We start from the raw sequence: 21,936 nt of genomic DNA, 5'->3' as shown, positions 1-21,936 counted from the left end.
CTTTTGAGCGCTGCATTTTCACGCTTGATTATAGCATAAAAAAACAGTGGCTGTAAATCAATAAGCGTGGTACAATAGTTTTATATATGCAAAAGGAAAGCCTGATTTATCAGGCGGTTTTGCAAATTTATGTGATGCTCTGAATGATAAAATGAAATACGAGGAATGGAAAATGGATAAAATTGCGGTATTGATTCCCTGCTATAACGAGGAAAAGACCATCGCCAAGGTGGTGTCGGATGTGAAAAAGTTCCTGCCCCAGGCAGTGACCTATGTATATGATAACAATTCCACCGACCGCACTGTGGAGCTGGCTACGGAGGCAGGAGCAATCGTACGCTATGAATATGCACAGGGAAAGGGAAATGTAATACGCCGGATGTTCCGTGAGATCGATGCGGAATGTTACCTGATGATCGACGGAGATGACACATATCCGCTGGATTGCGCACAGGAGATGGTAGACAGGGTATTGCAGCACCAGGCGGATATGGTGGTGGGAGACCGGCTATCCTCTACTTATTTTACGGAGAACAAGCGCCCGTTCCACAATTTCGGCAACAGTCTGATGCGGGCGGGGATCAACAGCCTGTTTCATGCCAACATTAAGGATATCATGACCGGTTATCGCGCTTTCAGCTATGAATTTGTAAAGACGTTCCCGGTATTTTCCAAGGGATTCGAGATCGAGACAGAGATGACGATCCACGCGGTGAACTACAACATGCAGGTGGAAAACGTAGTGGTGGAATACCGCGATCGTCCCCAGGGCAGTGAGTCCAAGCTGAATACCTACAGCGATGGCTTCCGTGTGATCCGTAAAATGATGCAGCTGTACAAAAATTACAAGCCGCTGCACTTTTTCGGTATGCTGGCCCTGTTATTGATCGCTGTTTCCGCGATCCTGTTCGTACCGGTCTTCCTGGAATATCTGAATACCGGTCTGGTGCCCAGATTCCCGACACTGATCGCCTGTGGCTTTATCCTGCTGGCGGGGATCCAGTCGTTTTTTGCCGGTATGATGCTGGAAGTCATGGCGGCCAAGGACCGGAAAGATTTTGAATATCGCCTGAATCGCGTCCATGGGGAGCATCAGGTGCGTAAAGGGTTGTAATATGCAGGAAAAGAAAATTCTTCCCAGACGCAAAGGCGTTGTATTGCTGAGTGTTCTGGGATGTCTGTTTGTATTTTTTGCAAAAACAGAAAAAGACCTGGCATCTGCGGGAAACATCCTGTGGACGGCAGGCTACATCGGAAGTACTTTGCTGTGGACGGTAGTGCTGGGGTGCCTTCTGGGATTTCTTGGAACCTGGGTGGTGCATCGACTTTGGAACCGGGCACAGACCGCCGAAGACACCGGGAAAAAGCAGGCTGCATGGTATGCCCGCCTTTCCGCCTGGCTGCAGCGCCGCTCCGGTGTGCAGATATTTTTCGGAAGTCTGTTGTTTCTGCTGTTGGCCTGGCTGCCGGTATATCTGGCATATTATCCCGGAATCTGTGCCTATGATGCACCGGTGCAGACGGGACAGATCATGGAACATTATTATTTCGATCATCACCCCATTGTGCACACTCTGTTTCTGCAGGGGATGCTGTGGCTGGGAAGTCATATCTTCGGCAGTGTGAATGCCGGAATGGCATTCTATACGGCAGTACAGATGCTGTTGCTTTCGGGAAGCATGGCTTATGGAATGCTGGTACTGCATCACCGTAAAACTGCCGCAGGGTGGCAGCTGACCATTCAGTTACTGGGGATGTTTTTCCCGTTTCACTGGTATATGAGTGTCAGCATGACCAAGGACACGGTATTCAGTGCATTTTTGCTGTTGCAGCTGGTCAGTCTCGCAGATCTGCTGTGGGAAGACCGCAATGCCTGGCGGCCCGGGATCCGGGATCTGCTGTTTGCCCTGGGAACCGTGGGGATGATCTTATTCCGTAACAACGGAAAATATGCAATGATCGTATTGTTGGCTTTTACATTCCTGACCTTTTGTTTCGGAAAAAAAGCGAGGAAGCTCTGGGGGAGACTGCTGGTGGTATGCGGAGCAGCTTTCTGCGTAGGGCTTTTTGTGCTGTCTGCGGTATTTTCCGCCACGCATGCGGAACAGGGAGACCGCCGGGAGATGCTGAGCATGCCGATCCAGCAGTTATCCCGCTGTATGATCTATCACGGGGGAGTCAGCGTCCTTGCGGAGGATGACAATACCATGGATGCGGCGGACAAAGCACTGATCAATGATTTTATTCTGGATGAGGCGTATCGGGATTATGATCCCGGAATTGCGGATCCTGTCAAAAGACATACCAACACTTATGTGGCACGCTACCGTTCCGGTGAATTTATCCGGGTATATCTGCACCTGCTGACGCAGTATCCGGGAGATATGATCAATGCGGCACTGGCTACCAATGCCGGGTTCCTGTCTCCGTTTGATACGACCCATGCGGATGTGAACCGTGTGGAGGGCAGAGCAGGATTAAGCTATGTGCAGACCAGATGGGAAGAAGACACGCTGAATGACAGAGGGATCTACAAGGACAGCAAATGGCCGTGGCTCTTTGAACAGCTGGAGAGCTGGGCGGAGAACAACAGTTATCTGCGGACTCCGGTATTGAAATATCTCTTCGTGCCGGGAAGCTATCTGTGGTTGTATCTGGCCCTGGCAGCAGTGCTGGTGATCGTAGACAGGAAGCGGTTCTGTCTGCCCCTTGCCATTGTGGCAGGCTATTACGGGACCATGTTGTTCGGGCCCACCGTACAGATGCGATATGTATATCCGGTGATGCTGGCGCTGCCTTATGTACTGGCGATTGTCACCGGCAGGAGGAAAAATGGATAAACTGATCATCGGTGCGGGACTGTATGGCTTGTACGCGGCCCTGTACTGTGGAAAAAGAGGACAACAGGTAGAGGTACTGGAGATCGAACAGGCTCCTTTTACCAGAGCCACATATATCAATCAGGCCAGAGTTCACATGGGCTACCATTATCCCAGATCTCTGTCCACCGCTATGAAATCAGCGGGGTATTTCAAGCGTTTTGTGGAGGACTATTCCTTCTGTATTCATACGAAGTTTGAGCAGATCTACGCGACTTCCAGCCATTTTTCCTGGACAGACGCAGCCGAGTTCCGCAAATTCTGTCAGGATGCGGGGATCCCCTGCAAACCTCTTCCGGTGGAAGAGTATTTTCAGCCTGGCTTGTGTGATGGAGCGTTCCTGACGGAGGAATATACGTACGATGCCCATATTTTGCGGGATTACCTCATGGAGGAGATTGCAAAATATCCCGGCATAAAGCTGCATTTCGGACGGAAGATCACGGAGATCGAAAAGCAGACGGACTGTTATGAGGTGACGGCACTTCACGAAGGAAAACAGGAGGTCTACCGGGCTCCCTTTGTCCTGAATGCCACCTATGCTTCTGTGAATCAGATCCTGAGGAAAGTAAAGGGCGCAGAGACTCAGGATTTCGGACTGAAATATGAACTGTGCGAGATCATTCTCTGCAAAGCCAGCGATAAGATCCGGAATATCGGTTTTACGGTAATGGATGGCCCCTTTTTCTCCATTATGCCGTTTGGAAAGACCGGTTATCATTCCCTGACTTCGGTAACCTTTACTCCTCATAAGACCAGCTATGATGCGACACCACAGTTTCCCTGTGTGGGAGAGAATGGCAACTGCTGTCAGGGAGGTTTTCTGGGGAACTGTAACGATTGCCCCGGCAGACCGGAGAGCGCCTGGGAGTATATGTCCACACTGGCACGGAAATATATGCGGGAAGAGTATGCGTTCAGCTATGAGAAATCTTTGTTTTCCATGAAGCCCATTCTGAAGGCTTCGGAGATCGACGATTCGAGACCCACAGTAATCCGGGCTCTTTCCGAAGATCCTGTTTTTATCAGTGTATTATCGGGCAAGATCAATACCGTATATGATCTGGATCCGTTTTTAGATTAATCGCGAAGAAAAAGGAAACATTATGGAGAAAGAAGCAATACAGAATAAAGAGAAAAATTTCGTATCCTGCGTGCTGTATCTGCACAACGATGGAAAAAATATCAGAGAGTTCCTGAAGACTGTCTGCGGGACCATGGAACAGAATTTTGAAAAATATGAGATCGTCTGTGTGAATGACTGCTGCATGGATGATACCATTGAGGAGATCCACCGGTATCTGGAAGAAAGCAATACCCGCCATGTGGTGAGCCTGATCAATCTGAGCTTTTATCAGGGGGTGGAAATGGCCATGAATGCCGGAAGAGATCTGGCTGTTGGAGATTTTCTCTTTGAATTCGACCGTTGTCTGCTGGATTTTGAACCGTCCCTGATCATGGATATCTATCATAAGGCATTGGAAGGCTATGACGTGGTGGCTGCGGCACCGAAGCGGGATGTAGCATTTACCTCCAGACTTTTCTATGCGGTGTACAATTTGGGAAGCCGTAATACCCATAAGCTGCGTCAGGAACGTTTCCGCATTATTTCCAGACGGGCAGTGAACCGTGTGAACCAGATGAATGCGTATATTCCTTACCGCAAGGCCATGTATATGAACTGCGGACTGCGGGCGGAGACCATAGTCTATGACAATAAAGAGATGGCAAAGGGAACCAGGAACCGGGAAGAGCGGAATACCCGCAGTAGTCTGGCTCTGGATACGCTGATCATTTTCACGGATGTACTGGAGAAATTTTCCATGCTGATCAGTAGTATTCTGTTTGCAGTCATGGTGATCATGTTCGGGTGGATCGTTTATTCCATCTTCAGCACGGTACGCCCGGTGGAAGGCTGGATGAGCCTGATGACTCTGATTTCTTTTGGATTTTTCATGATGTCGGTGATGCTGACATTGATCTTCAAATACCTGTCCGTCATTCTGAATATGAGCTTTAAGAGACAGCGTTATGTAATAGAAGGAGTGGAAAAACTGACAAAATGATGTTTACGATAATTTTTCCGGTATTAAATGAGCGTCTGCGGCTGGAAAGCGGTGTGACACGGACGGTGGAGTATCTGCGCAAGATCGCATTTGAAGATTATGAGATCATTATTGTGGATAACGGTTCCGAGGACGAGACCCCGCAGATCGCGGAGATGCTCTGTCAGAAATATGAAAAAGTAAGATATGAGAGAATCAATGTCCGCGGTGTCGGTGCGGCTTTCCGCAGAGGTGTGGAATTGAGCCACGGTGACGTGGTGGGATATATGGACATTGATCTGTCTACCAATATCAAACATCTGGGAGAGGCAATCCATCTTTTTGAAACACAGCCTCAGATCGAATACATTAACGGCAGCCGTTTCGCCAGAGAATCCGATACAAAGGGAAGAAAATGGTATCGCAAGATCACGTCCCAGGGACTGTTGATTCTGTTGAAACTGTTCCTGCGGATGAAGTCCACGGATGCCATCTGCGGCTTTACCTTTGTACGCAGACAGACTGCTCTTTCCCTGATTGCGGGCTGCAGTCAGGATAACGGCTGGTTCTATATGATCGAATTCCTGTTACGGGCGGAGAAGCGGGGCGTGAAGATCCTGGATTACCCGGTGGAGTGGCAGGAAGATTACAATACTACTGTTAAGGTATTTAAGACGATCTGTAATTATCTGGTACAGATTGCAAGATTGTTTAACGAGTTTTATATTAAGAAGCATATATAAGATGCCAGGGGAAAAAGGTCTAAGCCCACATGAACTCGCTCATAAGTGCGTAGCACGGAACAATCCGTAGGCATCAAGGTTGAGGGCTTTTGCCCCGGAAACGGAAGAAAGAAGGATAATACCATGGCACATATTAAAAGAATCGATCTGACAAGAGATGTGGAGGCGCATGCGGAAGCCTACCGGAAAGCCATTGAGAACGTATGTAAAGAGACCGCTTTTTCCGGCGGAAAATATGCAGATGCCTTTGACAAAGAGTTTGCCGCCTATGTGGGAAGCAAATTTGCCAGTGGTGTCAACAACGGTACCTCCGCTTTGCATCTGGCAATGCTGGCATTGGGCGTAGGCCCCGGGGATGAAGTGATCATTCCGGCCAATACTTATATAGCAACTGCATGGGGGGTAAGCTATACGGGAGCCACACCGGTGTTCGCAGACTGTACACCGGATACCTGGGAGATCGATCCTTCTGTACTGGAGGCTAAGATCACGGAAAAGACGAAAGGCATTATCGGTGTTCACCTCTACGGTCAGCCTTTTGACTATGCGGGAGTCCGCAAGATCGCAGACCGTCACGGACTGTTTGTGGTGGAGGATTGTGCCCAGGCTCACGGAGCAAAGTTTGAGGACAGAAATGTGGGAACGCTGGGAGATCTGGCCTGCTTCAGCTTCTACCCGGGCAAGAACCTCTACGCCTTTGGTGAGGGCGGCAGTGTTACCTGTCAGGAAGAAAAATATTATAAGCATATCGACCGTCTGAAGAATCAAGGCTGTGATGTGCGGTATTATCATGATGAGATCGGTTACAACTATCGGCTGGAAGGTCTGCAGGGGGCAGTGTTGAGTGTCAGCCTGAAATATCTGCCGGAGTGGACGAAGAGACGGCAGGAGATCGGACATCGTTATCTGAAGGAGATCACAAATCCGTTGATCACCATGCAGAGACATCCGGAGAACACCACTCCGGTCTTCCATCTGTTTGTCATCACGGTGCCGGATCATGAAGACTTTATCCGGTATATGGCAGAAAATGATGTGGAATGTAACATGCATTATCCGGTACCCTGCCATTTACAGAAGGCTTATGCCAATCTGGGCTATCAGCCGGGAGACTGTCCCAATGCGGAATATCTGGCCGCACACTGCGTGACCCTGCCGCTGTTCCCGGAGATGCGGGAGGATGAGATCGCCAGAGTGATCGATCTGTGCAATGCCTATAGACAGGCATAAGGAGTGAATATTATGCAGGATACCATGCGGACAGAAATAAAAAAGCGGATAGCGCCGGAACGGATTCCCGGAGTTTACCGGGATACCGGAGCAGGAATCTATTTACGGCTGATGACCCGTGAGGATACCGACCGGATCGTGGCATGGCGCAACAGTGATGCTGTGCGGAAAAATTTTATCTATCAGGCTCTTTTTACCAGAGAGTCCCATGAGAACTGGATCCGGACCCATGTGGAGACCGGCGATGCGGTGCAGATGATCATCTGTGATCTGGCAAACGACAAGCCACTGGGATCCGTCTATATCCGGGATATTGACAGACATCATAACAAGGCGGAATACGGTATTTTCATCGGAGAGGCCGATGCCAGAGGCAGAGGTGTCGGTACGGCAGCGGCAAAGCTGATGCTCCGGTACTGCTTCGAGGAAGAACAGCTGCACAGAGTGTATCTGCGGGCTCTGTCGGAGAACGGGCAGGCGATCCGCAGCTATGAAAAAGCGGGATTTCGCAGAGAGGGACTGTTGCGGGACGATGTGTGTATTGAAGGCGACTACCGGGACATCGTCTGGATGGCAGCAGTGAATTCCGGAAATGATCAGGAAAACGAGGAATAGAACACAATTATGAAAAAAGTAAGTTTTGTAATCCCCTGTTATCGCTCGGAACATACCTTACCCCATGTGGTGAAGGAGATCCGGGAAAAAATGCAGGAACTCACGCAGTATGAATACGATATTTTTCTGGTGAACGATGCTTCCCCGGACAATACCATGGGAACCATAAGGGATCTGTGTGATAAATATGACAATATCAAGGGAATCGGCTTTGCCCGGAATTTCGGACAGCATGCGGCACTGATGGCGGGACTTCGTCATTCCGACGGCGATTACGTGGTGTGTCTGGATGATGACGGACAGACACCGGCGGATGAAGTGGACAAGCTGCTGGGCAAGCTGGAAGAGGGTTTCGATGCCGTTTACGCCAGCTACGAACATAAACAGCATTCCGCATTCCGGAATATGGGAAGCAAGGTCAATGAGCTGATGACCCGGATGATGCTGGATAAACCGGCGGATCTGTATATTTCCAGCTATTTTGCAGTGAAGAGATTCGTGGTGGAGGATATGATCCGCTATGAGAATTCCTACCCCTATGTCATTGGACTGGTGCTCCGGGCCACCAAAAACATTACCAATGTGGCGGTGTGTCACAGGGAAAGAGAGGAAGGCAGTTCCGGATATACATTGAAAAAGCTGCTGGGCTTATGGTTCAACGGATTTACCGCATTCTCGGTGAAACCGCTGCGGATTGCCACTACACTGGGTGTGGGATGTGCCGGTATGGGCTTCCTCTATGGAATCTATACCATTATCAAGCGTCTGGTGAATCCTAATGTGCCCATGGGCTTTAGTGCCCTGATGGCAGCCGTGGTATTTTTCGGCGGCATGATCATGATCATGCTGGGACTGATCGGGGAATATGTGGGACGTATTTACATCAGCATGAATAATTCTCCCCAGTATGTGATCCGGGAAAAGATCCATCTGGGTGAGGAAGACCGGTAAATCGAAATAAAACAGAAGGGTAACAGGAAAACGGATGAAGAAAGAACGTTTTGTGGATTGGTGGAAACAGGACAAACGTTATATGACACTGCTGAAAGCGGTACTGATGGCACTGCTTCCCCTGCTCTGCTGTCTGGTACGGACGGCAGCGGAAGGAAGAAGCATCGGACAGGTGTATCTTCCCTCTTCGGAATGGAACGACGAATTATTCTATTTCAAGCAGGTGGAGGGAATCGTAAATTACGGTTTTCCCCGGGGATATTTCGGTTTTAACGAAAGTCATGCGCTGCAGTTGTCCTTTGCAGCATGGAGTCCGGTGCTGGTATTTCCCTGGATCCTGTGGGGACTGTTATTCGGCTGGAATCTGCTGTCTCCGGTGATCTGCAATATCGTGCTGCTGACAATCACCATGTTTGTATTTGTCTGGCTGGTGAAGCCCACCTGGAAACAGCTGGGGATCCTGACGGTATTGTTCAGCCTGTATTCCCTGTTTGTCAGATATATGCTGTCCGGTATGCCGGAGGTGATCTGCTTCAGCTTGCTGATCCTGTTCTACGGACTGGCCATGAGCTATCTGAAAAGGGAGAGCCGCGGGAAACTGATCGCCATGTTCGTGATCTCGGTACTGCTGACCCTGATGCGGCCTTATATGCTGCTGTTTCTGGCTCTGGCCTGCTATTTCTGGATCTGCCGTAATAAAAAGGCAGGGTGGATCGGATCGATTCTGATAGTAGCGGCAACGGGAATTACCTATGCCCTGATCAAACATTATCTGGGAGCGGAATATTTTACACCGCTGTTTTATACGGACTGGATCACTACCTTTTTCACTGATGGGATCGGCGCGGGCTTCCGCAACCTTTTCGGAACACTTTACTGGAAAGGACTGGAATTCTACAGACATTGTATCGAAGGGGGACGGAATGGTCTGGCTTCCGGAGCCTTTTTTGACGGTTATCTGTTGGTGCTGCTGATCCTGTTGGTGCAGAGTTTTCTGGACATCCGCACACTGCGCCGGGCGAAGCGGGTGGAACGGATCGCGATGGAGCCGGAGGATAAGAAGGTACGGGAGGCGTTGTTCGGACCGTACACACTGACAGAGGACAGAAAACGGGAACTGCACAACCAGCTGGTTATTGAAGTGCATTTTGCCCTGAGCCTCATCGCCATGCTGTTCGCACATTTGCTCATGTACAAAATGGTGGAAGGCAGCAAACATTTCCTGACCTTTATCGCAGCAGGCATTTTCATCGTCAGTATGCTGGAGACCAGATATTATAAGAAAGCGGTGCTTCTGGGAGCGGCTTTCCTGTATCTGTACAGCTTCAAAGCGGTGGAGCCTTATGACTATCAGATTCCCTATGTGACAGAGGAACGGCAGGCACAGGTGGAGTACTGGCGGGAAATCTTCTCGGAAAAACTGGCCATGGATACAGAACAGGTGCCGAATTATGAGAATGTAGTGATCTGGACCTTCGGAGATGAGACCCCGGAAGGCCATCAGAATCTGAAATGGCAGCTTTTGTACAGTGCACCGAAGGGTTTTGGCATCAGCTGCTGTGAACGGGAATATATTACGGAGCATCTGACAGAGCTGCAGAGTCGTTATCTGGCAACGGTGAGCGGTGGAGCCATCGATGAAATGTGCCGGACGGCAGGGTATGAAGAGCTCGGCAGGGATGCGGATATGGTGCTGTACCGGAGATACTGATAAAAGATCGAAAGATATGGAAAAAGATTTTGAAATCTGATATGTGAAAAAAGACAGAACGGGAAGGAACTATAGACGTAATGGAGACACAGAGAAGAAAACAGCATAATTTCACAGAGAACAATATGTGGGCACTGCTGTGGCATGGACTGCCGGTGGCGGCATTGCTTCTCTGGGGAGCCTTCTGCATTACCAACAGCCTCTGGTATGATGAGGCTTATTCGGCATCCATGGTATCCCTGCCCTGGAAGCGGCTGATCTATATTACAGCCACGGATGATCACTCACCGTTTTACTATGTGCTGTTAAAAAGCTTCTATCATCTGTGTGGGGGAGGAACCCATTTCTGGGCACTGAAGCTGATGTCCGTGCTGTTCATGCTGGGATATATGCTGCTGGGAAAATATTATGTGGCAAAATTGTTTGATCGTAAGATTTCGGTGTATTTTATGCTGTTTTCCCTGCTGATGCCGATCTTCAGTGTACAGGCGGGAAATGTGAGAATGTATGCGGTGGCCCTGTTCTTTCTGACGTTGACGGGACTGTCTGCCTATGACATTTTCAGAGAACCGGCCCGGAAAAAATGGATCGTATTCTGCATCGCCAGTATCGGCACGGTATATTGTCATACCTTTGCACTGATCCAGACGTTTTTATTCTATCTGCTGTTTTTCGCGGTGATCCTGATCTGCCATAAGAAGGAGCTGATCAAGGGGTATTTTATCTCCGGATTTACGGTGGCGTTGGTGTTTTCTCCCTGGCTGGCGGTGACGATCCGGCAATTTGTCCTGCGGATGCGCTATGATGACGGTTCCACTGCGGAACTGGCAACGCTGTATTCCGTGATGGATTATTGTAAGGAATGGTTTTCAGCGGTGGAGACTCCCATCGGCATTGTCGTACTGTTGGGAATGGCATTATGTCTGGTACTCAGTTACGGAGCCGTGGACTGGGTGAGACAGAATCATAACATTGCACCGGCCATCGCGTTTAGCACATTTGCCCTGACGGGTATCGTGGGAGGCGTGATCTCCGCTACGGTCAATAACTGTTTTATGGGCCGTTATGCGTTCCCGGGCATGGGTTTTGTCATGCTGTGGTATGCCGTGGGATTTGCACAGATCACGGAGAACACAAAAGGCAAAAGCAGGAAAATATGGGCTGCAGGCCTTCTGGGAACGGCAGGTCTCTGCTTCCTGTTACAGTATACCTCCGAGATCAGGCTGGAATATGATGACGGTCTGGCAACCTACGAGAATTTCGTGGAGGAATACATGACGGAGAATGATGCGATCATCGGACCGTATACGCATACGATCTTTTTGAATGTGTATCATCCTGAACTGCATTACTACACGATCGCATATAAGCTGTACAGTCTTCCTTTTGTGAATACGGAAGCACTGAGCAGTTACAGTCAGCTGGACACTTATGATAATCTGTGGTATATCTGCTTCCAGGGGGGCTACCCCAATGAAATGGAAGATGAGTACAGCTATGAACAGGTATTGGAATTTCATTATATGTATTATGATTTTGCAATCTTCCGCCTGGAGAAGCTGGAGGAAGAGTAGCACAGTAATGGACGAATAAGAAAAAGGAATGGATGAAAAGCATGGAAAAAGTGATGCAGAAATGGAAGAGCTACGGGAAACACTTCCAGCAGAACCGCCTGTATATGGGGATCCTGTTACTGACAGCGGTGTGTGCCTACGGCTATAAGGTGACCAATGCAACCATCGGCATCGATGATACGCCATCCTTATATTATTTTGAAGAAGGACTGATCGCCATTGTGGGGCGGTGGGTTCTGTTTTTGCTGAATAAGGTGGTATCGCTGGCAGAGTTTGTTCCCTTCGTGACGGATTTTGCGGCAGTTGTGATACTGGTGCTGGCAGCAGTCGTCTGGTCTGCATTGTTTTATTCTGTATTGGGAGAGAAGGTTCCGACGGCAGGCTATGCTTTCTTCGGTGCTGTCTTTCTCTCCAGTCCCCTGATCAGTGAAGTCTTTACTTATTTCCTGCATAACGGTATCGCCATTGGCTACCTGTGCTGTGGCATCAGCCTGTGCTGTGTCAGGGAATGGCAGAGCAGTACCCGGAAAATGCAAAAAGGATCCGGTATCCGGCAGAAACTGGGATGCCTGGCAGTGGCTAAGATCCTGACGGCGGCAGTCTTTTTATGGATCGCCATGGGATGTTACGAGTCCTTTATGATCCTGTGGCTGGCGGGGCTGATGCTCTTGCTGCTGACGGAGCGGATCGCACAGGGACGTCAGGAGAAGGACATATTTGCCACACTGGTGGCCGGTGCGGTGGCGGCGCTTGTGGCCATTGTGCTGCGTAGTGTGATGATCGTGGTAGTGACGAAAGCATTTCACCTGGAATATCTGCGGGGAGAGGCGGTACAGCGTTCCGTGACGGAAATGCTGGGCTGGATGCTGCAGCCGGGGGCTTTCGGGGAGCTTGCCATGATCCTCAAGAGGACCTTTGTGCTGTATGGTGTGTTTGCCTATGCGTATCTGCCGATCCGGATTTTTATATTATCAGCGGCTGCGATCCTTGTGGTGACGCTGGTGCGGGTGATCCGCGGCAGAGATCTGTGGGCACTTCTGTTGTTGCCTGCCGCTTATTTGGCAGCGTTTTCTCTTCTGTTCATTGAAGGAAAAGCCACATTGTACCGTTCGGCACAGTTCCTGCCGGTCTTCTGTGGATACGGAGCGCTGCTTTTTGTGTATGGGATCTGGCAGCTGACGGGAACTTTGGCCCCAAAAGCGAAGAATACGGCTGGCAGAAAAATCTCTGCTGGTGTGAGGGCACTTGCAGTTCTGGTGCTGGCGGTGATCCTCTGGAACCAGTGTATGGATATGACCAGATGGTTCTATATTGACAAGAAAAAATATGATGCGGCAGTGAAGACCGTGGATCAGATTGCAATGGATCTGGAACGGGACTTTGATACTTCAAAACCGGTGATCTTCACGGGAAATTATGATATTCCCTATAGCATAGTTCAGGGTGCCTATGTGAGCTACAGCAGCCCTGTTTATTATAAGATGAAACGATTGGCGGATCTGGTGGACCCGGATCTGCTGGATAAATACAATCGTGGATCCAGAGGAGTGTGGGTGGCACAGACACCGGCACTGTCTGTTATCGACTGGGGACGCTATGCCTTTGATTCTGATGCGGAGTTGGTGAAATTTTTTGAAATGCACGGGCATCAGCTGGTGGCTCTGGAGGACATCAGTCTTTATGCGGCAGCGGAAGAAGAGTCTCTGGATCTGCCGGAATATCCGCAGGAGGGTTATATTGTAGATAAGGGGGACTATATTATTGTTCACTTCTGATGAAAAACCTGCAATAGGCAAACAGATCAACCGGTTCCTCTTGTGGCTGGACAGGATTCCTCTCTGGTGGACCGGAATTTTGATCGTGGTTGTATTTTTTTTCCCCTATTTTATTCTTGGGGATGGCTGCATCTTTGAGATCAACGATCAGCTGGATGAAAGCATTATGAACTATATGCTTCCCGCCAGACATTTATGGGACGGCAGTACGGTATATCCGGAGATGCTGGGCGGAGTCAATGCCAGCGGTATGCAGCCATCGGCCATTTTATTCCTGCCGCTGTATTGTCTGTTTTCTGCCAGGGTGGCGTTTCTTACACAATATATGATCTGCTTTGTGCTGGCGTTTCTGGGAATGTATCTGTTGGTAAAGGAGAGCACGGAGAGCAGTATTCTGGCGGTGATAGCCGGGGCATGTTTCTGTGTGCTGCCCTTATATCCGGTCTACGGTCTTTCGGAATTCGGCATTCCTTTGGTGGCATATGCCTTTCTGTGTCTGTGGAAACGGAAAAGAATCCTTCCCGCATTGATGTGTACGTTACTGTTCGGCCTGACCAGCCACCTGGTGTATACCGGTTATGTGGTGCTGGGATTGTGGCTTTTGGCACTCCTTGTTGCTTTCTTTCAGAAAAGAAAGAATAAATGGCCGGTTCTTGGATTTGCAGAGTTGCTGGTGACTTATGTCATTGTCAACTGGTCACTGATCCTGGAGATTCTGGTAGGAGACAGCAGTTATGTCAGCCACCGGGAAGAGATGGTGTCTTCTGCGACTCCCTTTTTTGAGACTTTTTGGAGCATCTTCCGGAACAGCGCACAACACGCACCGTCCTTACATAAATATCTGATCCTGCCGATTGTCATATTCCTGCTTCTGGGAGCATTTTGCAAAAAGGAAGAAACGGACAGAATGATATACAAGGCGGCTGTTATCAACTTTTTATTCCTGATCGGCATCGCATTGTTTTATGCATTTTGTCATATGACGGTGGTCGTTGATTTCAAAAACAGCGTCACGGGATTTTTACACTATTTTCAGATCCACCGGTTCTATTGGCTGTATCCTGCGGACTGGTATCTGGAGTTCGCACTGGCGGCAGCGGTATTGTGGAGAACGAAAGTGCCGCATACCGACAGCAGGATGCTGCCGGGAAAACTGGTGATCCTGGCAGTATGTCTGTTGCCGACGCTTCAGCTGTTGAAAGTGAATTCCGGAATGTATCTCAATGTGAACCAGATCAATAACGGATCCGGAATCACGGGATATATCTCCTGGGAAAGCTGGTTTTCAGAGGATCTGATGCAGGAGATCGATGATGCGATTGGCCGGGACAAGAGCACCTATCGTGTGGCACATCTGGGAGTCAGTCCCGCACCGGCACTGATGCATGGTTTTTATACGGTGGACGGATATTCCAACAATTATCCTCTGGAGTACAAGCACAGATTCCGGGAAGTTATTGCACCGGAGATTGAGAAAAACGAAGAAGTGCGGGTATACTTTGATACATGGGGGAACCGCTGTTATCTGTTCAACAGCATTACCGGCAATTACATGCGCCTGCAAAAGGGAAACACACTGGTCTATGAAGGCCTGGAATTTGACATGGAGGCATTGCGGGAGCTGGGATGTGAGTACCTGTTCTCCGGAGCTGAGATCGGCGATGCCGACAGGATGGGCATGGAACTTGTGGGATACTTTGAAACAGAAGACTCTTACTGGGGGATCTGGGTGTATAGATTGTAAAGGTGCAGCCGTTGCAACAGTTCAGCGCAAGGCCAATTCATAAAAGCGTCTGCTTCGCAGCCGGCGCCGCATCGCGGCTCATCTTTTATTTCATTGACCTTGCGTTCCGCTCATAGAATGACAGAATCGTTGCCTTGTGTGCAAGCACCCAGGCACCAATTCTGTCATTCTATGGCTGAACTGTTGCCCCAACTTTCTTAAAATTTCATAAGATTTTTTACTGGAAGAGAAAAGTGTGCTATAGTGTAACTATTCATGGAATCCGTATTGCAGCGATTCTGCGGATGGGGAGTGAATAGTTACTAAATTATACGGCAATAAGCAATAATAGAGATTATATATGAAAGACAGAATCTATATCTGTCACACATACTATCATGTATATGTGACTTTTTTAAAAGAACTGAAATTAAGGGCGGAGGCAGATCCTGCGAAGAAAGCAGGGGCTGCTACTTTAGTGCTGTCCAAAATGTCCAATAATTTCGAGAACCTGAAATCCCGGGTGGAGAGCACGGGACTGTTCGAAGAGGTACTGGAATTTGATGAGAAGCGTGAAGATTTCTTCCCGGAACTGGAAAAATACCGGGAGGACACCGGAAGCTTTCTGGGGAATCTGAAGAACCGGATCCGCTTTACGAAGGAGTACGCCAGACTCGAGGCTTCTTATGTGCCGGTAGATCTTCGGACTTACAAGGACATTTATGTCTACTGCGATTCCGATCCCATCGGCTACTACCTGAATCAGAACCATATCCGCTATCATGCCGTGGAAGACGGCCTGAACTGTCTCAAGAACTTTGACGCGGCGCGATATGACAACCGTGGACATTTTAAGATCAAGGCATTCCTGTCCATGTATCTGAACCTGATCTTTGTTCAGAACGGCTACGGAAAATACTGCATGGATATGGAAGTAAATGACATTTCCGCCATCCGCTATCCCTGTCCCCGGTATATCGAACTTCCCAGAAAGCCGCTGGAAGACCGGCTGACAGCGGAGGATAAGCAACTGCTCCTGCAGGCATTCGTGAGAAATAAAGACGAACTGGAACACCAGATCGAAGAGAGCAATAAGGTGGGAGATAAAATATTGATCCTCACGGATCCGGTATGTGCACTGGATGTGAGAGAACAGATCTTCCGGGATATTATCAAGATGTATGAAAAAGAGGGCACCATATTTTTAAAGCCCCATCCCAGAGACCTGCTGGATTACCAGAAGCTTTTTGCGGAATATCCCCAGTTCGATGCATCCATGCCCATGGAGATGCTGAACTTTTTCCCGAATCTGCGTTTTAAAAAGGTGGTAACCATATTTACGGAGGTAAAGGGACTTCCTTTTGCGGATGAAGCGGTACGCCTCGGACCTGATTTTATGGATGCCTATGAGGATCCACTGATCCACAGGCAGAATGAACAGATATAAGTTTGGAGACCGTCAATGATACAGATCATCAAGAAATTACGTGTCCTGTTGGACAAAAAACAGAAAAGAACCATGGTGGGACTCATTATCCTCATGGTGATCAGTGCCTTTTTGCAGACTGCCGGTGTGGGAATGCTGGTGGAGGTCATGCAGATCGTCATTGATCCCGAAGCGGTACAACACAGCCGGGTGGCGGAAGCCTGCTATGAGATCATGGGTGTGGAGAGCTATCGTACGTTCTCCATTATTGTCATGGTGCTGCTGATTCTGGTATTTGTGGTGAAGAACCTGTTTACTTATGTACAGCAGAAGCTGACTTTATCCTTTGTCTATACGAACCAGTTCCGCACTTCCGAGCGCATGATGCGTAATTACCTGCGCAGAGGTTATGAATTTTATCTGAATGCGGATACCGCTGTGGTACAGCGCAGTATCACTTCCGATGTCAACAATATGTATGCACTGATCCTGGCACTGTTACAGCTGTTATCCGACAGCGTGGTTTCCCTGTTTGTCATCAGCTACTGCTTTATTTCCAGCGGTACCATGACGATCCTGATGGCGGTGGTATTGCTTCTGTTGATGTGGCTGATCAAGAGAGTGCTGAAGCCCATCATGTACAAGGCAGGTAAGGACAATCAGGACTATTACAGCAGTCTGTTCAAATGGATCTCCCAGACGGTACAGGGTATCAAGGAAGTAAAGATTTCCGGCAAGGAGCAGTATTTCGTATCCGAGTACCGCAAATGCGGAAAAGGCTACGTGGATGCCGTACAGCGTTACAGCCTGTACAATCAGGTGCCGAAGCTGCTGATCGAGACAGCCTGCGTTGCCACTATGGTAGGATACATGATCTTTCTGGTGGCCACCGGTGTGCCTACAGAAAATATGCTGACAGTGTTCGGAACTCTGGCGGCAGCGGCACTGGTACTGTTGCCCTGCGTGAACCGTATCAACAACCAGATCAATTCCATCGCCTATTTTGAACCTTTCTTCATGGGTGTCAGCGATAATTTACAGGATGAGATCAACGGACAGAATATCGACATGTCCTTTGCTACCGATGAAGATGAAAAGCTGGATGTAAAAGAAAGCATCGAGATGAAAGATATTACTTATGCCTATCCCAATACGGAGCGTCTGATCTTCGACCATGCGGATCTGAAGATCCCGGTGGGTGCATCGGTAGGTATCGTGGGTACTTCCGGCGCGGGCAAGAGTACCGTGGTGGATATTCTGTTGGGACTGCTGGAGCCCAGTACGGGACATATCTATGCAGACAGCGTGGATGTAAAGGAACCGGGCAATTACCGGAAATGGCTGAAGAATATCGGCTACATCCCCCAGATGATCTTCATGCTGGATGACACCATCCGTAAAAATGTAGCCTTCGGTGTGCCGGAGGACAAGATTGATGAGGACAGACTGTGGGAAGTATTGAAAGAGGCACAGCTGGATGAATTTATCAAGACTCTGCCGGAAGGTCTGGAGACTGGCATCGGCGAGCGGGGTATCCGCCTCTCCGGAGGACAGAGACAGCGTATCGGTATCGCCAGAGCGCTGTATAATGATCCGGAGGTACTGATCCTGGATGAGGCCACTTCCGCACTGGATAATGATACGGAAGCAGCCATCATGGAGTCTATCAACCGACTGCACGGCCGCAAGACCTTGATCATTATCGCCCACAGATTGCAGACCATTGAAAAATGTGACATTGTCTATCGGGTAGAAGACGGCAGAGCAAAAATAGAACGGGGAAATCTGTAACGCCTATGAGTAAAAAACTGAGCATCATCGTGCCCGTCTATAATATGGCGACGGAGGGAAAACTGAATTATTGTCTGGACAGCCTGGTGGGACAGACCATCCGGGGACTGTACGATTATGAGATCCTCTGCGTGGATGATGCTTCTACAGACGATTCTCTGGAGATCCTGCTGGATTATCAGAAGCGTTATCCGGAGCTGGTCTGTGTCATTCCGAACCCTGTGAATTTAAGACAGGGCGGTGCCAAAAATGCCGGACTGCGGGTGGCGCAGGGGGAATGGATCGGTTTCATCGACAGTGATGACTGGGTGTCACCGGACTATTACGAGAAGCTTCTGAAAAAAGCGGAAGAGGCCGGAGCGGATCTGGTGGGCTGCGATTACAGTCTGGTGGATCATCATACCTTTGAGGTCGGGAAGGTCATCGTCAACAATACACCGGATCAGACCGGGGATCTGACGAAGGAAAAGCATGAGAGACTGTTCATGCGTCCCGGCAGTATGGTGCTGAAAATTTACAAACATAGTGTGATCCGGGAGAATCATCTGGATTTTCCGGAGCATATTTTCTACGAAGACAACTGTGCAGGCCCCTTGTGGAGCCTGTACTTTCGACGTTTTGAGAGAGTGGAGGAACCGCTGTATTATTATTACCAGCATGCGGTGTCCACGGTACATCACATCACGGAGGAAAAATGCCGTGACCGCATGAAAGCAGCAGAGCTTTTGTACACGGAATGCGAGAACAGAGGGTTCCTTGCGGAATACCGGGAGCAGATCGAATACCGTTTTACGGAGCTGTATTATGTGATCACTTTATTCTCCTATCTGTCGGGAGTGGAGAAGCCGAAGCTGTCTTTTGTAAAAGAACTACGGGAGGGGACAGAACGACATTTTCCGGAGTTCGACAGGAACAAATATTATCTGGAATATACCGGGCCGGAGGAACGCAAATTCATCGCCATGCAGAAAAAGAGCGATCTTTGTTTTTATCTCTATTACAGGATCCGGCAGTTTGTATGGAAGCTACGGGCCTGAAGGGCGGCCATGGGGCATGAGAAAGATGAGGTTAGGAAAATGAGCAGATTAGCGATTATCACCGCCAGAGGTGGGAGCAAGCGGATCCCGAAGAAAAATATCAGAGATTTTTGTGGAAAACCGATTCTGGCATATTCCATCGAGGCGGCATTGTCCAGCAGACTTTTTGACCATGTGATGGTATCCACGGACGATACGGAGATTGCGGAGATTGCGAAAAAGTACGGTGCAGAGGTGCCGTTTTTCCGCAGTGAGGCGACTTCTGGAGACTTTGCCACCACCAATGATGTGCTGGCGGAAGTGTTGGCGGAATATGAGAAGCGTGACATGCATTTTGATGTGGCATGCTGCATCTATCCCACAGCGCCTTTTGTGACAGCGGAAAAACTGAAAGCAGCGGTAGAACAGCTGGAAGCAAGCGATGCGGACACCCTGATTCCGGTGGTCAGCTTTTCCTACCCGCCCCAGCGGGCCATGGTAGTGGAGCAGGAACGGTTGGTATTTAAATATCCCGAATATCTGGACAGCAGATCCCAGGACCTGCAGCCCCATTATCATGATGTGGGACAGTTCTATGTCTTCCGTACGGACCGCTTTGCAGTGAATAAGAAGCTGATGGTGGGAAATATTCTGCCCCTGATCGTATCGGAACTGGAAGTGCAGGATATCGATAATCTGACAGACTGGAAGATCGCAGAGATGAAATACCGTCTGATGACGGAGGAAAAATAATCCCGGAGGAATCTGAGACTATGGCAACAGGCAGACTGGCAGTATTGTCCAATGTAAATATGAATATGGTGATCCGTATGTTACAGAAACAGGCGGAAGTCTACGATGCGGAAGGCTATGGAAATGAACTGGGAGCTTTGCTGAACCCGGCTTCCTCTTATCATGCGTTTCAGCCGGACATTACCTTTCTGATCATGGATCTGGCAGAACTGCTGGAACATGACTATGATCCGCAGACAGCAAAAGAGCGGATCGGAAACTGGTTTCAGACGCTGGAAGGCTGTCTGTCGGAGCATGGTGTGTTCTATGTCTCCGATGCATATCTGTGGGCGGTGGAACTGGCTGTGCTGGCGGATCCGGAACGCAAACAGCAGCTGGAGAGCCTGTGGAGTATGGAATTGCAAAAGCTTGCGGTGAAGCATGCGAATGTGAGGATATTCCCCTATCGCCGGATCATAGAGCATCAGGGCGAGGAGAAGGCGTTTTCCCTGAAAATGTGGTATATGGGCAAAGTATTGCTGGGGATGGAGACTCAGTCTCTTCTGGCGGAAAAAATAGTACAGCAGGCGGAACTGGAGGAACGCACCCCTAAAAAGGTGCTGGTCCTGGATCTGGACAATACCCTGTGGGGCGGTCTGGCCGGAGAGACGGATCACACACCGGTGCTTTTGTCGGAAGACCACAGCGGTCTTGCTTATAAAAATCTGCAACGGGTCATAAAGCTGATGCAGGAACAGGGTGTGCTGTTAGCCATAGCATCCAAAAATAATGAAGAGGATGCCATGGAGATCTTGGAACATCATCCCCATATGCTGCTTGGGCCGGAAGATTTCGCAGCCCGCAGGATCAACTGGGACCCGAAGCCGGACAATATCCGTAAGATGGCGGAAGAACTGAATCTGGGAACGGATTCCTTTGTCTTTTTTGATGACAGCGAAGCGGAACGGGAAATGGTACGGCAGATGCTGCCGGAGGTGACTGTGCCCGATTTCCCGGCAAGACCGGAGGAACTGGCGCCCTGCATGGCAAAGATTTATGAAGAATATTTTGCCCGGGCAGTGATCACGAAAGAGGACCGGGAGAAGACCGCACAGTACCGGGCCAATGCTGGCAGAAATGCCATGGCAGAGCAGGCGGTGAGCTTTGAAGACTATGTGAAAAAGCTGGAGATCTGTCTGATCCCGGTGGATCCGAAGGAACATTTGGACCGGCTGACACAGCTTTTGAATAAAACAAACCAGTTCAACCTGACCACCAGACGCTACACCAGAGAGCAGATGCAGCAGATCGTGGAAGATGCCGGAAAGAGAGTATTTCTGTATCAGGTGACGGATGCATTTGGAGACAACGGAATCGTGGCAGCAGCCATCGTGGATACTGACGGAGAACTGCCGGAGATCACGGATCTGGTCATGAGCTGCCGTGTCATGGGAAGGAATATCGAGAATGCGGTGATCGACCGTATCGAGGAGCAGATGCAGGAGGAAGGATATACCGGACTCCGCGGCAGATATATCCCGACAGCCAAGAATAAGCCGGTGGAAACTCTGTATGAAAAGCTGGGTTACCACAGGACGGAAAGTACACAGGAGGGCGGTACCTGCTATGAGATCACACTGGCAGAGAGACCGGAGAGGGCCTACTGGCTGAAGGAGACTTTATACGATTGACCTGGGGCTGGGTGACGGCTGCCGGACGGAAGAC

Annotated in this window: 17 protein-coding genes; all 17 read left to right on the top strand. The window is 49.4% G+C overall.

Annotation, left to right across the window (positions count from 1 at the left end; all coding sequences use genetic code 11):
• The first annotated feature begins 172 nt into the window (after positions 1 to 172).
• The 17 genes from OCV96_RS03235 (at position 173) to OCV96_RS03155 (ending at position 21,902) form a co-directional block, all read left to right on the top strand.
• Positions 173 to 1,114: a glycosyltransferase family 2 protein gene (locus OCV96_RS03235; RefSeq protein WP_227731906.1), complete on the top strand. Its 942-nt coding sequence runs from the start codon at positions 173 to 175 to the stop codon at positions 1,112 to 1,114.
• A gap of 1 nt (position 1,115) precedes the next feature.
• The gene (locus OCV96_RS03230) at positions 1,116 to 2,840 is read left to right on the top strand and encodes a DUF6020 family protein (protein ID WP_262593481.1); all 1,725 of its coding nucleotides are present in this window, start codon (positions 1,116 to 1,118) and stop codon (positions 2,838 to 2,840) included.
• Complete coding sequence (locus OCV96_RS03225; RefSeq protein WP_262593480.1) at positions 2,833 to 3,963, top strand: FAD-dependent oxidoreductase; 1,131 nt, start codon at positions 2,833 to 2,835, stop codon at positions 3,961 to 3,963. Before OCV96_RS03230 ends, OCV96_RS03225 begins: the two co-directional genes overlap by 8 nt.
• 22 nt (positions 3,964 to 3,985) lie before the next feature.
• Positions 3,986 to 4,945 carry a glycosyltransferase gene (locus OCV96_RS03220; protein ID WP_118537909.1) on the top strand — a complete coding sequence of 320 codons (960 nt, stop codon included), beginning with the start codon at positions 3,986 to 3,988 and terminating at the stop codon, positions 4,943 to 4,945.
• Positions 4,942 to 5,667, top strand: coding sequence for a glycosyltransferase (locus tag OCV96_RS03215; protein ID WP_262593479.1), 726 nt, complete (start codon positions 4,942 to 4,944; stop codon positions 5,665 to 5,667). The genes OCV96_RS03220 and OCV96_RS03215 overlap by 4 nt, the downstream gene beginning before the upstream one ends.
• Before the next feature lie 123 nt (positions 5,668 to 5,790).
• Positions 5,791 to 6,897, top strand: coding sequence for a DegT/DnrJ/EryC1/StrS family aminotransferase (locus OCV96_RS03210; protein ID WP_262593478.1), 1,107 nt, complete (start codon positions 5,791 to 5,793; stop codon positions 6,895 to 6,897).
• A gap of 12 nt (positions 6,898 to 6,909) precedes the next feature.
• A complete protein-coding gene (locus tag OCV96_RS03205) occupies positions 6,910 to 7,512 on the top strand; it encodes a GNAT family N-acetyltransferase (protein ID WP_262593477.1) in 603 nt (200 codons plus the stop codon).
• 9 nt (positions 7,513 to 7,521) lie between these two features.
• Positions 7,522 to 8,463: a glycosyltransferase family 2 protein gene (locus OCV96_RS03200; protein WP_227731920.1), complete on the top strand. Its 942-nt coding sequence runs from the start codon at positions 7,522 to 7,524 to the stop codon at positions 8,461 to 8,463.
• 34 nt (positions 8,464 to 8,497) lie between these two features.
• Positions 8,498 to 10,174: a hypothetical protein gene (locus OCV96_RS03195; RefSeq protein ID WP_262593476.1), complete on the top strand. Its 1,677-nt coding sequence runs from the start codon at positions 8,498 to 8,500 to the stop codon at positions 10,172 to 10,174.
• Positions 10,175 to 10,254: 80 nt separating this feature from the next.
• Positions 10,255 to 11,748: a glycosyltransferase family 39 protein gene (locus OCV96_RS03190; protein WP_262593475.1), complete on the top strand. Its 1,494-nt coding sequence runs from the start codon at positions 10,255 to 10,257 to the stop codon at positions 11,746 to 11,748.
• A 32-nt stretch (positions 11,749 to 11,780) separates the two neighbouring features.
• The gene (locus OCV96_RS03185) at positions 11,781 to 13,523 is read left to right on the top strand and encodes a glucosyltransferase domain-containing protein (protein WP_262593474.1); all 1,743 of its coding nucleotides are present in this window, start codon (positions 11,781 to 11,783) and stop codon (positions 13,521 to 13,523) included.
• A complete protein-coding gene (locus OCV96_RS03180; RefSeq protein WP_262593473.1) occupies positions 13,510 to 15,267 on the top strand; it encodes a DUF6044 family protein in 1,758 nt (585 codons plus the stop codon). The genes OCV96_RS03185 and OCV96_RS03180 overlap by 14 nt, the downstream gene beginning before the upstream one ends.
• Before the next feature lie 340 nt (positions 15,268 to 15,607).
• Positions 15,608 to 16,693: a glycosyltransferase family 52 gene (locus OCV96_RS03175; protein ID WP_022312305.1), complete on the top strand. Its 1,086-nt coding sequence runs from the start codon at positions 15,608 to 15,610 to the stop codon at positions 16,691 to 16,693.
• A 15-nt stretch (positions 16,694 to 16,708) separates the two neighbouring features.
• A complete protein-coding gene (locus OCV96_RS03170; protein ID WP_118731088.1) occupies positions 16,709 to 18,463 on the top strand; it encodes an ABC transporter ATP-binding protein in 1,755 nt (584 codons plus the stop codon).
• A 5-nt stretch (positions 18,464 to 18,468) separates the two neighbouring features.
• The gene (locus OCV96_RS03165) at positions 18,469 to 19,500 is read left to right on the top strand and encodes a glycosyltransferase family 2 protein (RefSeq protein WP_262593472.1); all 1,032 of its coding nucleotides are present in this window, start codon (positions 18,469 to 18,471) and stop codon (positions 19,498 to 19,500) included.
• A 39-nt stretch (positions 19,501 to 19,539) separates the two neighbouring features.
• Positions 19,540 to 20,232, top strand: coding sequence for a pseudaminic acid cytidylyltransferase (gene pseF, locus OCV96_RS03160; protein ID WP_022312225.1), 693 nt, complete (start codon positions 19,540 to 19,542; stop codon positions 20,230 to 20,232).
• A gap of 20 nt (positions 20,233 to 20,252) precedes the next feature.
• The gene (locus OCV96_RS03155) at positions 20,253 to 21,902 is read left to right on the top strand and encodes an HAD-IIIC family phosphatase (protein ID WP_262593471.1); all 1,650 of its coding nucleotides are present in this window, start codon (positions 20,253 to 20,255) and stop codon (positions 21,900 to 21,902) included.
• The last annotated feature ends 34 nt before the right edge of the window (positions 21,903 to 21,936 follow it).

Origin of the sequence: Waltera acetigignens, from assembly GCF_025567015.1 — a bacterium.
Taxonomy (GTDB): domain Bacteria; phylum Bacillota; class Clostridia; order Lachnospirales; family Lachnospiraceae; genus Acetatifactor; species Acetatifactor acetigignens.
This window is presented reverse-complemented; position numbering and strand designations above follow the sequence as displayed.